The organism is Streptomyces sp. NRRL F-2580, assembly GCF_000720115.1.
In the GTDB taxonomy this organism is placed as follows: domain Bacteria; phylum Actinomycetota; class Actinomycetes; order Streptomycetales; family Streptomycetaceae; genus Streptomyces.
Genome location: NZ_JOIR01000014.1, coordinates 215,162 through 229,289 on the forward strand (window position 1 = coordinate 215,162; position 14,128 = coordinate 229,289).

The following is a 14,128-nucleotide window of genomic DNA, read 5'->3' on the forward strand; positions in this document are numbered from 1 at the left end:
CGGGGCGCTGCGCGTATCAGGGGCGGTTCCCGCCACACCTGCCCGCGCGGACCGCGGGGCGTCACGCTAGCCTCGGCCACCGGCACGACCGACACCACCCGCACCGCCGACACACCGTCACACCGTCACACCGTCACACCGTCACACGGACACCCACCTGGGAGGAGCGCTCATGAACGCACGGGTCCCGCAGGACCGGCCGGAACGGGCCTACGACATCGTGCTCTTCGGCGCCACCGGGTTCGTGGGGGCGCTCACCGCCGAGTACCTGGCCGCCCACGCGCCCGCCGGCTGCCGGTGGGCCCTCGCCGGCCGGGACCTCGCGAAGCTGGGGCGGCTGCGCGAGCGGCTGGCCGCGATCGATCCGGCGTGCGCGGCGCTGCCGCTGCTGCGGGCGGACGCCGCCGACGCCGGGGCCCTGCGCGAGCTGGCCGCGTCCACGCGGGTGCTGGCCACGACCGTGGGACCGTACGTCTGGTACGGGGCCGACCTCGTGGCCGCCTGCGCCCGCACGGGCACGGACTACGTGGACCTCACCGGCGAGCCGGAGTTCGTGGACCGGATGTACGTGGAGCACGACGCGCGGGCCCGGGAGACCGGTGCGCGCCTCGTCCACGCCTGCGGCTTCGACTCGATCCCCGCCGACCTCGGGGCGTACTTCACGGTCCGGCAGCTGCCGGAGGGGGTGCCGCTGACGGTCGACGGGTTCGTCCGGTCCAACGCCCTCTTCTCCGGCGGGACCCTGGCTTCCGCGCTGACCGCGCTGTCCCGCGGCCCCCAGACCCTGGCGGCCGCCCGCCGGCGCCGGCTGCACGAGCCCCGGCTGCTGGGGCGGCGGGCCCGCGGGCCGGCGGGCGCGCCGCGGTTCAGCCGGGAGACCGGCACCTGGGCGCTGCCGCTGCCCACCCTCGACCCGCGGATCGTGGCCCGGTCGGCGGCCGCCCTGGAGCGGTACGGCCCGGACTTCCGCTACCGGCACTACGCCTCCGTCAAGCACCTCCCGGTCGCGGTCGGCGGTACGGCGGCGCTGGGCGCGACGGTGGCCCTGGCCCAGGTGCCGCCGGCCCGGCAGTGGCTGATGAACCGCTGGGAGCCGGGCTCCGGGCCGGACGCGGAACGGCGCGCGCGCAGCTGGTTCAGCCTGCGGTTCGTGGGCGAGGGCGGCGGCCGCCGGGTGCTCACCGAGGTGTCGGGCGGCGACCCGGGCTACGGCGAGACGGCGAAGATGCTGGCGGAGTCGGCGCTGTGCCTGGCCTACGACGCCCTGCCGGACGCCGCCGGACAGCTGACGACGGCCGTGGCGATGGGCGACGCCCTCGTCGACCGCCTGCGGAAGGCGGGGATCACCTTCCGGGTGGCCGACTCCCGCTGACGCGCGCGGTGGCCCGGCGGTGACTCAGGCGGTGGCCGCGCGCAGGGCGCGGCGGCACAGGGAGTCGGCGTGCCGGGTGGTCTCGGGGATCCGGAAGCGGGGGCTCAGGGCCAGGGCGTGCGCGCAGGCGTTGTCCAGCGAGACCCGGTGCCCGACGGAGACGTAGACCGGCTTGATCCCGTCCTGCGTCCGCAGCGCCCGCCCGACCTCGGCCCCGTCGGCCGCGAGCAGCGCGGCGGCGTCGCCCCGCCGGGCGCCCGGTTCCTCGTGGGTGAAGGTGAACGGGTTCTTCGCGACGCCGATCGTCGGGAGCCCGGTGACCACGCCGAGGTGGCAGGCGAGGCCGAAGCCGCGCGGGTGGGCGAGGCCGTAGCCGTCGCAGACGACGAGGCCGGGCCCGGTGGTCAGGGCGTCCAGGGCGGCCAGTACGGTCGGCAGCTCGCGGAAGGCCAGCAGCCCGGGCACGTACGGGAAGCTGACGTGCCCGACGGCGGTGGCCTCCTCCACGACCTCCAGGGTGGCGGCGTCGAGCACCACGGCCGCGGCGGCGACCAGGTCGCGCTCGTCGTCGTAGGCCACGTCCACCCCTGTGACCAGCCCGTGGCCGGGTGGCGGGCCGGGCTCGGTGAGCACGACCTGATGGCGCAGTTCGTCCTGTATCGCCCGGGCTTCGGCCTCATCGGCAGGGGTCTTCACACTCGTCATGATGGAGCGAGAGTAGCCTGACGATCATGTTCGTCATGGAGCTCACCTACACCGCACCCATCGAGGCCGTCGAGGAGGAGCTGGACGCCCACATCGCCTGGCTGGACGGCCACTACGCCGCGGGCGTCTTCCTCGCGTCGGGCCGCAAGGTCCCGCGCGACGGGGGCGTGATCCTGGCGGGCGGGGTGTCCCGGGCCGAGATCGAGAGCATCGCGGCCGAGGACCCCTTCACGGTGGCGGGCGTCTGCACCTACCGCATCACCGAGTTCCTCGCCACGAAGACCTCGGCGGACCTGGCCACGGTGCGGGAGAACCCGGTGGTCTAAGGGCTGTCCCGTAATCCCCGGTGGATCAGCGCACGGCGTCAGATGCGGTGTATCGCAAGGCGGAGGGGCGCCCCCATACTGGGCGTATTCGGGCGTTCCGACAACGCAGCGAGGTGCCGTAGCCGGCGTCGTGCGCCCGCCGGGGATTACGGGACAGCCCTGAGGCCGTCTCTTCCGGATCTCGTCGGCGCGGCGGTGCGGCTGCCGGCGCGACGGTGCGGCCGGTGGAGGGCGCGCCCGGTGGAGGGCGCGGCCGGTCAGCGGCGCTCCAGCCGCGCCACCCGGCCCTTCTCCCCCGCCGCCCAGCACCCGGTGTCCGCCGCGCAGTCGACCGTGTCGAAGGAGCCCGGCTCCAGCGGCCGCCAGCTGCGGCCGCCGTCCGTGGTCACGTCCGTGCCCGTCGGTCCCACCGCGAGGGCCGTCCCCCGGCCGTACGGGAACCAGGCCGCACCCGAGCGGTACGCCGGCGGCGGGGCCGCCGCCTGCCGCCAGCTGCGTCCCCCGTCGGAGGAGACGGCCGCGGCCTGCGGGGAGGCCTGCCCGGTGCGGTAGTCGCCGCCGACCGCGAGTCCCCTCGTACGGTCGCGGAAGGCGAGGGCGAAGACCCCGCGCGCCGGGTCGCCCGCCGGGACGGTGGATTCGGCGACCCGCCAGGTCAGACCGCGGTCCGCGGAATGCAGGACCCGCGCGTTCGCCCCGCCGCCGGTGGCCAGCCAGACGTCGCGCGGGCCCGCGCTGACCAGGCACTGGCCGCTCGCGGCGAAGCCCGCCTCGCCCGGCAGCGCCTCGGGCATCCCCGAGGCGGGCAGGACCCGCCAGTTCCGCCCGCCGTCGTCCGTGGACAGGATCCGGAACCTGCCGTCCACCGGATCGCTCATCGCCAGTCCGTGCCGGGCGTCGAAGAAGGTCAGGCAGTCGTAGAAGGCGCGCGGGTCGGGGTTGCGGAAGGTCTCGGTCCAGGTCGCGCCGCCGTCCTCGGTGCGCAGCACCCTGGAGGCTTCGCCCTCCCCGATGGACAGGGCCACCGCGCGCCGCGCGTCGAAGGCCTCGATGTCGCGCAGCTCCAGCCCCTCGGCGACCGCGCCGGGCGGCGAGACGTCCTGCCAGCTGCGGCCGCCGTCCACGGTGCGCAGCACGGTGCCCTGGGAACCGGCCACCCAGGCCGTGCTCCGGCTGACCGCCGCGAGCCCCCGGAAGCGTGCGGTCTTCCCGGTCTCCTTCAGCCCCCAGCCCGCGCCCCGTAAGTCCTGCGCCACCGGGGCCCCGGCGGATGGTTCGGAGGGCTCCCCCGCCGGGTTCCCCGGGGCCGTCCCGGCCTGAGCGGGGGCGGCCAGCGCCCCCACCACCAGGGCTGCCGCGCACAGGCCCGCTCCCACATCCAGAAGTCTCATGGCGCCGGAAGCTAACGCACCCCGGTTTCGCCGTCCAGAGTGCCTCCCCGGGTGCGCCGCGAGCCGGTGCGGGGTGCGCGGCGAGCCGGTGCGGGGTGCGCGGCGAGCCGGTGCGGGGTGCGCGGCGAGCCGGTGCGATCGCGGCGGACGGGACGGTGCGCAGCGTGTCCCGGGCCGTGCTTTGGGCCTGTGGAGTGAGCGGTAACCAGCCCTTCTGCGGCCCGTCCGGGTCCCGCCGGAACCACTGGCCGTCCTTCGGGCTGCTTCCCTCTCACGGTCACTCTGTGCGATCACACAGATGGGTTCAGGCCAATCGGTGACACAGCTCACGCAACTGCCCATGCACGGATTTGCCGATTCCGGCGTCTATCGGGTTGCCGGACTCCACCCCAAAGCCCGGCAGCAGATCCGCCGCAAGGGAGTGAGCCTTGATCACTGTCATCGAGCAGGCCGCACAGGCCCGTCTGGTCGCCACCGCGCCGAAGGTCGAGACCGTTCCCGTCACCCTCTGCTACGACCGTGCGGATCCGTTCGCCGTGCGGATGGCCTTCCCCGCCCCGGCGACGCTGGAGGGGATCGAGGTTTCGTGGACCTTCTCGCGCGAGCTGCTGGAGTCCGGGCTGGACCGCCCGTCGGGCCGCGGCGACGTACGGGTGCGCCCGTACGACGGTGACCGGACGACGATCGAGTTCCACGCGGCGGAGGGCGTCGCGATCGTGCTGATGCTGACGGCCGAGCTGCACCACTTCCTGGAGCGGGCGGCGACCCTGGTACCGCCGGGCCTGGAGCACCTGTACCTCGACATGGACCACAGCCTGGCCGAGCTGATGCGCGACACCTGCTGAACCCGGCCCGCCGGTTATTCGATTGCGGGCGGCTCCGGCCGCCCGTAGCTTCGTTGACGACACATTGCCGTCGAAACGGAGCAGGACATTGCTCTTCTGAGGTCCGAGACACCGACCACCGACCACCGTGACCCCCGTCGTCACCGGCTGAGCGTCGGCTGTCTCCCCGCGTTGCACGCACCACTCACGCAACCTGGAGGCCTCCATGAGCCACGCCCCTGCTTTCATCACCTGCTCCGCCCTGTCCTTCGACTGGCCCGACGGCACTCCCGTCTTCGACGGGTTCCAGCTCGCCGTCGGCCCCGGCCGCACCGGTCTGATCGGCCTGAACGGCTGTGGGAAGTCCACCCTGCTCAAGCTGATCGCCGGTGAACTGACCCCGTCGGGCGGGCAGTCGTCCGTCTCCGGCTCGGTCGGCTACCTTCCCCAGACGGTCACCCTCGACACCGCGCTGCGCGTGGACGAGGCGCTCGGCATCCGCGCCGTCCGCACCGCCCTCCACGCCATCGAGGCGGGCGAGGCCACCGAGGCGAACTTCACCGCGGTCGGCGACGACTGGGACGTGGAGGAGCGGGCGTTGGCCGCGCTCGACCAGCTCGGTCTCGCCGGGATCGCCCTGGACCGCACCGTCGGCGAGCTCTCGGGCGGCGAGTCCGTGCTGCTGCGGCTGGCCGCCCTGCTGCTCGCGCGGCCCGACGTCCTGCTGCTGGACGAGCCCACCAACAACCTGGACCTGCGGGCCCGGGGCCGGCTGTACGCGGCGGTCGAGTCCTGGTCCGGGGTGATGCTCGTGGTCAGCCACGACCGGGAACTGCTGGAACGGGTCGACCAGATCGCCGATCTGCGCGACGGCGAAGTCCGGTGGTACGGAGGGAACTTCACGGACTACGAGGAGATGCTCGCCGCCGAACAGGACGCGGCCGAGCGGATGGTCCGGGTCGCGGAGAACGACGTACAGCGACAGAAGCGCGAACTGGCCGACGCGCAGGTCAAATTGGCGCGCCGCAAGCGGTACGGCCAGAAGATGTTCGAGAACAAGCGCGAGCCGAAGATCGTGATGGGCGCGCGCAAACGGGCGGCGCAGGAGTCGGCCGGCAAGCACCGGATCATGCACACCGAGAAGCTGGCGCAGGCGAAGGAGCGGCTCGACCAGGCGGTGGAGGCGGTGCGCGACGACGACGAGATCCGGATCAAGCTGCCCGCCACCCAGGTCCCACCGGGACGCCGCGTGCTGACCCTGAGCGATCTGCGCCTGGTCCACGGGGCCCGCGTACCGGGCGAGTGGGAGCTGCGGGGGCCGGAGCGGATCGCCCTGGTGGGCCGCAACGGCTCGGGGAAGACCACGCTGCTGCGCACGGTCGCGGGGCAGCTCGCGCCCGAGTCCGGGGCGGCGGTGACGCATGTGACCACGCGGTTCCTGCCCCAGCGGCTGGACGTGCTCGACGAGAGCCGGTCGGTCGTGGAGAACGTGGCGCGGTTCGCCCCGCAGGCCACGAACAACCTGGTCCGGGCACGGCTCGCGCACTTCCTCTTCCGGGGCGCCCGGGCGGACCGGCCGGCCGGCACCCTGTCGGGCGGCGAACGGTTCCGGGCGGCGCTGGCGGCGCTGCTGCTGGCGGAGCCCGCCCCGCAGCTGCTCATGCTCGACGAGCCGACGAACAATCTCGACCTCGCGAGCGTGCGGCAGCTGACCGGGGCGCTGGAGTCCTACGAGGGCGCCCTGGTGGTGGCGAGCCACGACGTGCCGTTCCTGGAGTCGATCGGCATCACCCGGTGGCTGCTGCTGGACGGGGAACTGCGGCCGACCACGGCCGAGGAGGTCCGGGAGACCCTCTGGCACGGGTGAGCGAGCCCGTATCGCCGCCGCCCGCGGACGTCCGACGCGGCGGGCGGCGGCGAAGCGGAACCCGTTCCGGCCGTCAAGGGTAAAAGTTTCGATCCCCCTGACGGCGTCATTTTGCGTCCCCAGACGCCCCTCACACCCCCCGTAAACTGCACAGATAACTGGATGTAACTGGACATACACCTGCCCGGGGGTTGGCTGGCCTTGATGTCGCGTTTAACCTACGACTCCGTAGGCTACGGAACCGTAGGTAATTCGCTTTGCACCCAGGAGTACCCGTGACGATCACCTCTCCCCACCTCGGCAGCTCGGAGGCGTGGACCGACGCCAAGCTGCTGTTCGCGCTGGAAGAGGTGGTCGAAAAGGAGCTCAACCGCCATCTGAAGGTCACCAAGGACTGGATGCCCCACGAGTACGTCCCGTGGAGCGACGGCCGGAACTTCCCGGGCTTCTTCGAGGACGGCGAAGCCTGGGACCCGCAGCAGTCCAAGGTCACCGACATCGGCAAGATCGCGCTGGTCGTGAACCTGCTGACCGAGGACAACCTCCCCAGCTACCACCACGAGATCGCCAGCCTCTTCGGGCGCAACGGCGCCTGGGGCACCTGGGTGCACCGCTGGACGGCCGAGGAGGGCCGCCACGGCATCGTGATGCGCGACTACCTGCTGGCCTCGCGCGCCGTGGACCCGGACAAGCTGGAAGCGTTCCGCATGCAGCACATGTCGGAGGGGTTCGAGTCCGACAACCGCCACTCCATGCTCCACTCGGTGGCGTACGTGGCCTTCCAGGAGCTCGCCACCCGCATCTCGCACCGCAACACCGGCCACCAGTCCGGTGACCCGGTCTGCGACCGGATGCTGGCGCGCATCGCGCAGGACGAGAACCTGCACATGATCTTCTACCGCAACCTGCTGGGAGCGGCCTTCGAGCTCGCCCCGGACCTGACCATGGAGGCCGTGCGGGACGTCGTGGTCAACTTCCGGATGCCCGGACACGGCATGCCCGGCTTCGAGCGGATGGCCGCGCAGATGGCGATCGGCGGGGTCTACAACCTGCGGATCCACCACGACGACGTACTGAGCCCCGTGATCCGCTTCCTGAAGATCATGGACATCAACGGCCTCGGCCCCGAGGGCCAGAAGGCCCAGGAGGAGCTCGGCTTGTTCATGAACGGCCTGGACAGCGAGGCCCGCAAGTTCGACGAGCGCCTGGCCGCCCGCGCGGCCCGCATCGCGGCCCGCAAGGGCTGACCCCAGGCCTGACCGGTTTCCGCTCCCTCTGGCGAGTGACGCCGATTGCCCTGGCAGAGCATTGCTCTGCCAGGGTTTCGCGTCATGACCTCGCTCCAGGTGGACATCGACCAGCTGACCCGTCTGACGCGCGCCCTGGACTCCTCGCTGGTCTCCCTGCGGGAGGCACGGCGCGCGCTGGACCACGTACGGGCCGACCAGCTGGGCACGGCCGACCTCGACGCGGCGTGCGACGGCTTCCAGGAACGCTGGGCCCACGGCACGCGTGAGCTGACCAAGCGCGTCAAGACCGTACGGGAGGGCGTGGACCGCAGCGCCGCGCAGTACGCGGAGCTGGAGGAGGCCGTCCGCGCGGCCTTCCGCCGGGTGGCGGCCGCGCATGGCTGACCACGCGGCGCTGGGCTTCGACCCCGCGCCCGGTGATCCGGCCGCGGTCCTGGCGCTGACGAAGAAGCTCGGCGCGTCGGCGCAGTCCCTCGGGGAGGCCTCGCGCGTCGTGAAGGACCTCGTCTCCCACAGCGCGCAGTGGCAGGGCGAGGCCGCGACCGCCTTCCGCGCCTCCCTCTCGCAGGAGCTCCCCCGCTACCTGGGCGCGGCCCACACCTCCCTCGCGGAGGCCGCCCGCCGGCTCACCGGCTGGCACGACACCCTGGTCGCGCACCGCGCGCTGGCCGCCCGGTACGAGGCCCGGGCCGCCGCGGCCAAGACGGAGCAGGACCTCTCCGACGCCCGCCGCCTGGCCCGCGAACTCGCCGCCGAACACGCGGCGGCGGCGAGTCGCGTCGCCCGCACCCTGAACGCGGCGACGGACCGCCTGGCCCCGAAGGAACCGGGCCTGCTGTCCTCGATCTGGCACAAGATCACGGAAGACCCTGGCGACGCCTTGTCGAACGCGTCGGCGATCCTGGGCGCGATCGGTGCGGGCGTGGCACTGTTCTGCCCGCCCGCGGGCCTGGCGGTGATGCTGGTCGCGGGCGGCCTGTCCCTGGCGGCCCTGACCGTGCACCTGGCGGACCCGAAGTTCCGCAAACCGCTGCTGGACGGCGCCACGAAGGGCGAGTTCGACGCGGACTTCTGGAAGAGCGGCGTGACCCTCCTGGGCGACGCCGCCGGCACGGTCCCGGGCGTGGCCGCGGTCGCCTCGGGCGCCAAGGCCGGCACCCTCGCCGCCCGCGCGGCCATGACCGCCGCCCCCGAAGCCAGCGCCCTGACCGGCCTCAGCGCAGGCACCACCTCCTTCCGCAGCACGACATGGTCAACGGGCCTCGCCATGCAGGAAGTCGACAACCCATTGATCACTTGGACGGTCCGGAGCACGAACCCGACCGTCACCAAGTCCGTGGGCCTGGCCGCACCGACTCTCGGGGCGGTGACGGCGAGCGCCGGCTATCTATCGGACAGCGATTCCGTCGAGCACGCCTCGACCGCTGTGGATGGTGCCCGCGGGGTTTTGGACGACGGCCCTTCCGCCGCCGCGAAAACGGCCAGCGTATGGACGGCGATGAGGCCTTGATGAACGACGAGACGGTGCCACCGCTGTGGTTTCAGCTCCCACCCGGCTTCCACACCGTCAGCTCTGACGACAGGCACGCCCTGGAGTGCATGGCGGATGCTCTCGAGAGCGCGGAAGCAAGGACCGACGTCACACGGCTCATGGGTGGGCTGGACGGCCTCTCAGGCCATCACGTCGTGCACACGTCGATCGGCCTGCACCCTGACGACGTCCTCGGTGTGTCGACGTCCTTCTTCTCACTGACCGTTCGTCCTGCCCAACACCCGAACTCCGGTGTGGCCGTCGCGCAGACATCCCTGGCCATCTCTCGCTCCGCACTCTGGTGCGATGCGACGCGCACGGTCATCGAGCTGCCTTCGTCGCTGCCCTGCTACCTGGTCGCTGGACTGATTTCACTGCCCGGAGCGGACAACCGACTGTTTCAGGCCAGGGCGATCACCGCGCACGCACAAGGACGGCGCGTTCTCATCCTGGACCTGACCAGCGCTGCGATCGGCAACAGCGAGGCCTACACCAGCATTCTGGAGGCCATCACCTACACGATCGCCTTCTCCGACCCCGACCCGGACCCCGAAGCCAGTCCCCCGCCTCCGGCAGCCACATCACGCATTCTGGAGGTGCTGCTGTGACTGCCCCGGTCACCAAAGTAGCGTGGGACCACCCCCCGACGGCGGCCGGCTACAGGCGGTTGGCCTTCCGCCGTGGCGCCTGGCTGGTGGGTTTGACGTCCACCTTCGTCATCCTGTCGGCAGGCCTTCGACTACACGTGATCACCCGAGCGGTTTTCCCGCTCAGCGCCGTGATCATCATCATCGTCCCGTTCCTACCTGTGGTCGTCATCGCCTACTGCACCCGGCGGCGTGTCGCTTCCGTGCTCCAGGCGTACCCCTGGCGCGAGCTGCCCTGCCGGCACGTTGCGCAGCGTCCTTCGCTCATCGCGGTCGCCTTCGCACAGGACTTCTCGCCCGCGCTGCGCATGTTCCCCTTCCCTGTTCAACTCACAGACCGGGACGACGGAGGCAACGGAACGATCTGGTTCGCCGGGGACCCTCGCTTCGGAGGAGTCGCGTCGCCCGTGGGTGGGCACCGTCCGGTACGGGTCGTGTCCGACAGGGTGCCCGGCGAGGGGTGGGTCGGGGGCGATGACGAGCTGGCCCGGCGGGCCGGGTTGATGGGGCGAAACGGCAAAGGAACGCGGACCTGATCAGCGGCGGGGGCGGAGGGCGAGGCGCTCGGCTTCCGAGAGCCCGCCCCAGACGCCGAAGCGCTCGTCATTGGCCAAGGCGTACTCCAGGCACGCCGCCCGCCCCTCGCACGCCCCGCACAACCGCTTCGCGTCGCGCAGCGAAGAGCCCGGCTCCGGAAAGAAGAAGCCCGGACCCGTCTGGGCGCACAGGGCGAGTTCGTACCAGGCGGTGTCAGTGGCTGCTTCAGTGGTGTTCATCGACATGCCGCAGATACTGACCGCCACGGATGGACGTCCGATCAACGCCTGATCAACACCCCGGCGGATCTCCCCCTCCCCACTAAATGAACGACCGGGCGTTCGGTGGGATGGGCCCATGGCTGACGGACGCGTGGAGAGCGGCAACCAGACGCGGCCAATCGTTTCGTGGGGCCCGTGCGCGCGGAAGCGGCCGGTCTCGCCAAGGTGTGGTGGCTGTGCGGGGCCTGGCTCGACTACTCCGGGCGCCGCGTCTTCCCCGGGGGGTGCTTCTTCTACTCCGTCTCCGTGGAGTACGACGCGCGCCCCGGCCCCGTACGCGACGAGATCGCCGAGGCTCTGTCCGACTGGTCGCGTGACGTGGAGCGGGTGCTCGAAGAGGCGCGGCTCGCCGGCGGGTTCCGGAACGAGGCCGGGGCGGCGGACGTGCCGCAGCTCGCCTGCGAGGTGACCGCCCTGATGGAGCTGGCCAACGCGCGTTCCGTGCTGCACGGGGACCCGATGGCGTACGAGCGGGCCGGCCGGGGGATCCTTGGCCGGCTGCGTGCGGCGGCGGCCGCTCCGGACGAGCTCCCGGAACGGCCGCCCGCCTTCGGCTCACCTTCCTGACGCCGCCGCTCCTCACACCCGACGCGCCAAGGTTTCGGACATCACGAACTCGACCGCGCTCGCGATGACTTCGGGGTCGGCCAGGATGCGGCGATGGCCCAGGCCAGTGGTCTCGATCAGACGGGCCTGCGGGCCGTAGGCGTCGGCGAACGCGCGGGCCTGGGAGGGGGCGGCCACGTCGTCGTCCGTGTCGTGAACGAGCAGGATCGGCGCCCGCATGTCCGTGTGACGGCGGGCGCCCGTGAGGTCCGGGGCGCGGGGGCTCGCGGGTTTGCGGCCGTTACGTCCCGGCACCGGTGCCCCTGACCCGTTGCCGGACACTCCGACCTGCTGGTGCACGGCATCTCGGCGTACACCCACATGTGTTCACGCCGGTACAGGTGAACGTGCTCAGTTGAGGTCAGTTGTGGACGCAAGGAAGGATTTGACGGCGAGGTTGAAGAGCGCCGTGCTCTCGAGGTTGACCATGTGGCCTGCCGAGGCGAACCGTTGGTGCCTGGCATCGGGAACGGTGTAGGCGATGGCCTGGGTGTTCGACGAGATGTCACTGCTGTCGAGTTCTCCGTCGAGAACCAGGGTGGGGACGCCGATGGAGGTCAGCCGGTCCGCTGCTCCGATTTCTCTCGGTATCCCCGCCCCGAGCCCGCGGGCGTGCCGGACGACATTGGCGGACGCCGACGCATGCATCCGCTCGCGCAGTGTGCGGCTGACCTGGGACGGCTCTCGGTACGGCCCGTCCACCCACATCCGGAGAAAGTGCTCCACGAACCGCTGCGCTCCGCCGTCCGAGTCGCCCATCGCGGCCATCTGTAGTGCGGTGTGGTGCGCGACGTAGGGGTCGGCGAAGGGCCGGCCGCTGACCCCGGGCGAGGCAAGGACCAGCGCCGACACCGACTCCGGATGAACCAGCGCCGTATCGATGGCGGTCCGCGCCCCGAGGGAAAGCCCGATGAGCGTGGCGCACGGGACATCGAGGTGGGTGAGCAGGGCGTGTAGATCGTCATGGTGGGCGTAGTCCCCAGCCACGGTGGAGGAGCGCCCGTGGCCGCGGGCGTCGTAGCGGATGACGCGGTACCCCTGGCCCGCGAGCCACCAGAACTGTTCGTCCCACATGTTCAGGTCGAGCATGCCGCCGTGGAGCAGTACCACGGGGGGTCCTTCGCCGGCCGACTCGTAGAAGAGCCCGCCCGCCTCGACGGGCACGGTGGCGGCTGCGACGGCGTGTGTCCGCGCCTGCGTCATGGTGTGTCGTCTCCTCGATCCGTGGGGTGCGGCGGGGCATCCTGTGCGAGGTCCTTGAACTCCTCGCCAAGGCGACGGAGTACGTGCAGGGCCGTCGAGACATCACCGGCGGTGAGATCGGACAGTCGGCGCCGCAGTTCGGTTTCCTCGGCTTCCTGGATGTCCCTGATGGTGGCTTCCCCTTTCGGGGTGAGCCGGATCAGGCGCGAGCGCCGGTGCTCCGGGTTCGGGGCGCTCTCAGCCAGCCCCAAAGCTGTCGCATCGTTCACCAGACGCTGGACCGGCTGCCGGTCCAGGCCCAGCAGGCGGGCCAGTTGAGGAACCGTTCGGGGGCCGCCCCTGCGCAGTTCGTCCACCACCGCATGCTGCCCAGCTGTCATCCCCGTCCCCCTCAGCTCCCGCTCCACGGCACGCACGACCGTGCGGTGCAGCGGCCACAGGCTGCGGATCACCTCGTACAGCAGAGGCCCCAACGGGGGCTCATCCTTCGTGCGCTGACTGACACTCATGATGTCATCATGACAGCTTAGATGTCGATATGGCCACGGGTGAACCGCCCACTGCAGGGGCGATGGACGGAAAGGGTCACGGCCCATTCGGTCCACCCGGAAGCTCTTCCAACGCCCCTGACCAGCGGCGAAAGTAGTGATCGCCGGCAGGGAACACCGACCGGCTGGAGGAACCGAGAACGCATCACCGCGGGATGCAGACCGGTTCGGGCCACCCGAACGCTCCGACCAGCAAAGGACTCCTGCCATGATCCGCATCCGTATCGCCCTGGCCGCCCGCCGGACGTTCTCGGCGCAGATGCTCATAGCGGGACTGAAAGATGTCCATGGCCTCGTGGATCGAGCAGCCGAGGTGGTCGCGGAACAGCTTGATGCCTCGCACGATCAGGCCGCTGAGGATCTCATCGTCCGCGAAGGCAAGAGGGCCGGCCGTCCAGGGAGCGGACCCGGGATCTGAGCCGGGCCAATCGGTCAACGTGGCGAGCAAGCGGCCTTCCGAGAGGGCCACCGCCACGTCCGTGCCGCGAGCCGCCGGCTCCGTGAAGACAACCGGTGCCGTGTGGTCCAGGAGGAAGACGAAGTGCTGGGCGATCCGCTGCCGCCACTCATCGAGCTCCCCGTCGGCATCCAGCCGGAGGTTGGACTTGAAGGCTGCGTCGACGAAGACCGAGACGAGCGTTCCGAGGAAGTCGGTCTCCAGCAAGTCGTCCGCGTGGTCAATCAGGATCGCGTGGTCTTGCAAGGCACTTGCTCTGATCCAGAGTGATCAACGGCAGACAGATCGTTCTCAACGAACATGGTCCGCCCAGGTCGGCAGGCCGCCACCGACTCTCTTCGGTGGCCGCCGGTCAGGCGGGCTGCTGGCGCTCGGGCGCTCTCCGCGTCCTCACCCCGCCGACGATGAGCGCCAGTCCGAGGACGACGATGCCGAGGTAAGCGGGGGACGGAAGGTCGACGACCTTGTGCAACCAGCCCCACTCCGTGCCGAAGAAGGTCTGCGAAGTGAAGCTGACAAGCCCCTGGGCTCCTACGACGTAGCCGATGCTTTCGAGGGTGTATCCGATGGTTGTTCGCACGGA

The 14,128-nt window shown here is 71.3% G+C and carries 18 protein-coding genes; 10 read left to right on the plus strand and 8 right to left on the minus strand.

Annotation, left to right across the window (positions count from 1 at the left end):
- The first annotated feature begins 172 nt into the window (after window positions 1-172).
- A complete protein-coding gene (locus tag IF88_RS0118415; protein ID WP_030712960.1) occupies window positions 173-1,372 on the plus strand; it encodes a saccharopine dehydrogenase family protein in 1,200 nt (399 codons plus the stop codon).
- Between the two features lie 24 nt (window positions 1,373-1,396).
- Here IF88_RS0118415 and IF88_RS0118420 read toward each other — a convergent pair whose 3' ends face one another.
- A complete protein-coding gene (locus IF88_RS0118420) occupies window positions 1,397-2,077 on the minus strand; it encodes an endonuclease V (RefSeq protein WP_030712962.1) in 681 nt (226 codons plus the stop codon).
- A gap of 26 nt (window positions 2,078-2,103) precedes the next feature.
- On the opposite strand from IF88_RS0118420, the gene IF88_RS0118425 reads away from it, so the two are divergent.
- Window positions 2,104-2,403, plus strand: coding sequence for a YciI family protein (locus tag IF88_RS0118425; RefSeq protein ID WP_030712964.1), 300 nt, complete (start codon window positions 2,104-2,106; stop codon window positions 2,401-2,403).
- Between the two features lie 257 nt (window positions 2,404-2,660).
- On the opposite strand, the gene IF88_RS0118430 is transcribed toward IF88_RS0118425, so the two are convergent.
- On the minus strand, window positions 2,661-3,794 hold the full coding sequence (locus IF88_RS0118430; protein ID WP_030712967.1) for a WD40/YVTN/BNR-like repeat-containing protein: 1,134 nt from the start codon (window positions 3,792-3,794) through the stop codon (window positions 2,661-2,663).
- Between the two features lie 428 nt (window positions 3,795-4,222).
- Here IF88_RS0118430 and IF88_RS0118435 point away from each other — a divergent pair, with 428 nt between their 5' ends.
- From IF88_RS0118435 to IF88_RS0118465, 7 genes are all read left to right on the plus strand, one after another.
- On the plus strand, window positions 4,223-4,639 hold the full coding sequence (locus IF88_RS0118435; protein ID WP_030712971.1) for an SsgA family sporulation/cell division regulator: 417 nt from the start codon (window positions 4,223-4,225) through the stop codon (window positions 4,637-4,639).
- 205 nt (window positions 4,640-4,844) lie between these two features.
- Entirely contained in the window at window positions 4,845-6,485 is a 1,641-nt protein-coding gene (locus IF88_RS0118440) for an ABC-F family ATP-binding cassette domain-containing protein (protein ID WP_030712974.1), read from the plus strand.
- Between the two features lie 275 nt (window positions 6,486-6,760).
- Entirely contained in the window at window positions 6,761-7,732 is a 972-nt protein-coding gene (locus tag IF88_RS0118445; protein ID WP_030712977.1) for an acyl-ACP desaturase, read from the plus strand.
- An 84-nt stretch (window positions 7,733-7,816) separates the two neighbouring features.
- Window positions 7,817-8,119 (plus strand): hypothetical protein, encoded by a 303-nt coding sequence (locus IF88_RS0118450; RefSeq protein WP_030712980.1) that lies wholly within the window; start codon window positions 7,817-7,819, stop codon window positions 8,117-8,119.
- Complete coding sequence (locus IF88_RS0118455; RefSeq protein WP_030712983.1) at window positions 8,112-9,245, plus strand: hypothetical protein; 1,134 nt, start codon at window positions 8,112-8,114, stop codon at window positions 9,243-9,245. Before IF88_RS0118450 ends, IF88_RS0118455 begins: the two co-directional genes overlap by 8 nt.
- Window positions 9,245-9,874 (plus strand): hypothetical protein, encoded by a 630-nt coding sequence (locus IF88_RS0118460; RefSeq protein WP_030712987.1) that lies wholly within the window; start codon window positions 9,245-9,247, stop codon window positions 9,872-9,874. Before IF88_RS0118455 ends, IF88_RS0118460 begins: the two co-directional genes overlap by 1 nt.
- The gene (locus IF88_RS0118465; RefSeq protein ID WP_030712990.1) at window positions 9,871-10,449 is read left to right on the plus strand and encodes a hypothetical protein; all 579 of its coding nucleotides are present in this window, start codon (window positions 9,871-9,873) and stop codon (window positions 10,447-10,449) included. Before IF88_RS0118460 ends, IF88_RS0118465 begins: the two co-directional genes overlap by 4 nt.
- On the opposite strand, the gene IF88_RS0118470 is transcribed toward IF88_RS0118465, so the two are convergent.
- Window positions 10,450-10,695: a WhiB family transcriptional regulator gene (locus IF88_RS0118470; RefSeq protein ID WP_030712993.1), complete on the minus strand. Its 246-nt coding sequence runs from the start codon at window positions 10,693-10,695 to the stop codon at window positions 10,450-10,452.
- Window positions 10,696-10,866: 171 nt separating this feature from the next.
- On the opposite strand from IF88_RS0118470, the gene IF88_RS0118475 reads away from it, so the two are divergent.
- Window positions 10,867-11,298, plus strand: coding sequence for a TetR family transcriptional regulator C-terminal domain-containing protein (locus tag IF88_RS0118475; protein ID WP_158754445.1), 432 nt, complete (start codon window positions 10,867-10,869; stop codon window positions 11,296-11,298).
- 12 nt (window positions 11,299-11,310) lie between these two features.
- Here IF88_RS0118475 and IF88_RS0118480 read toward each other — a convergent pair whose 3' ends face one another.
- From IF88_RS0118480 to IF88_RS0118500, 5 genes are all read right to left on the minus strand, one after another.
- Window positions 11,311-11,592: an alpha/beta hydrolase gene (locus IF88_RS0118480; RefSeq protein WP_158754447.1), complete on the minus strand. Its 282-nt coding sequence runs from the start codon at window positions 11,590-11,592 to the stop codon at window positions 11,311-11,313.
- 96 nt (window positions 11,593-11,688) lie between these two features.
- Window positions 11,689-12,540: an alpha/beta fold hydrolase gene (locus IF88_RS0118485; RefSeq protein WP_037806229.1), complete on the minus strand. Its 852-nt coding sequence runs from the start codon at window positions 12,538-12,540 to the stop codon at window positions 11,689-11,691.
- Window positions 12,537-13,049 (minus strand): MarR family winged helix-turn-helix transcriptional regulator, encoded by a 513-nt coding sequence (locus tag IF88_RS0118490; RefSeq protein WP_051837103.1) that lies wholly within the window; start codon window positions 13,047-13,049, stop codon window positions 12,537-12,539. Before IF88_RS0118490 ends, IF88_RS0118485 begins: the two co-directional genes overlap by 4 nt.
- Window positions 13,050-13,233: 184 nt before the next feature.
- A complete protein-coding gene (locus IF88_RS40500) occupies window positions 13,234-13,752 on the minus strand; it encodes a hypothetical protein (RefSeq protein WP_158754449.1) in 519 nt (172 codons plus the stop codon).
- A gap of 145 nt (window positions 13,753-13,897) precedes the next feature.
- Complete coding sequence (locus tag IF88_RS0118500; protein WP_030713003.1) at window positions 13,898-14,125, minus strand: hypothetical protein; 228 nt, start codon at window positions 14,123-14,125, stop codon at window positions 13,898-13,900.
- Window positions 14,126-14,128 lie beyond the last annotated feature (3 nt).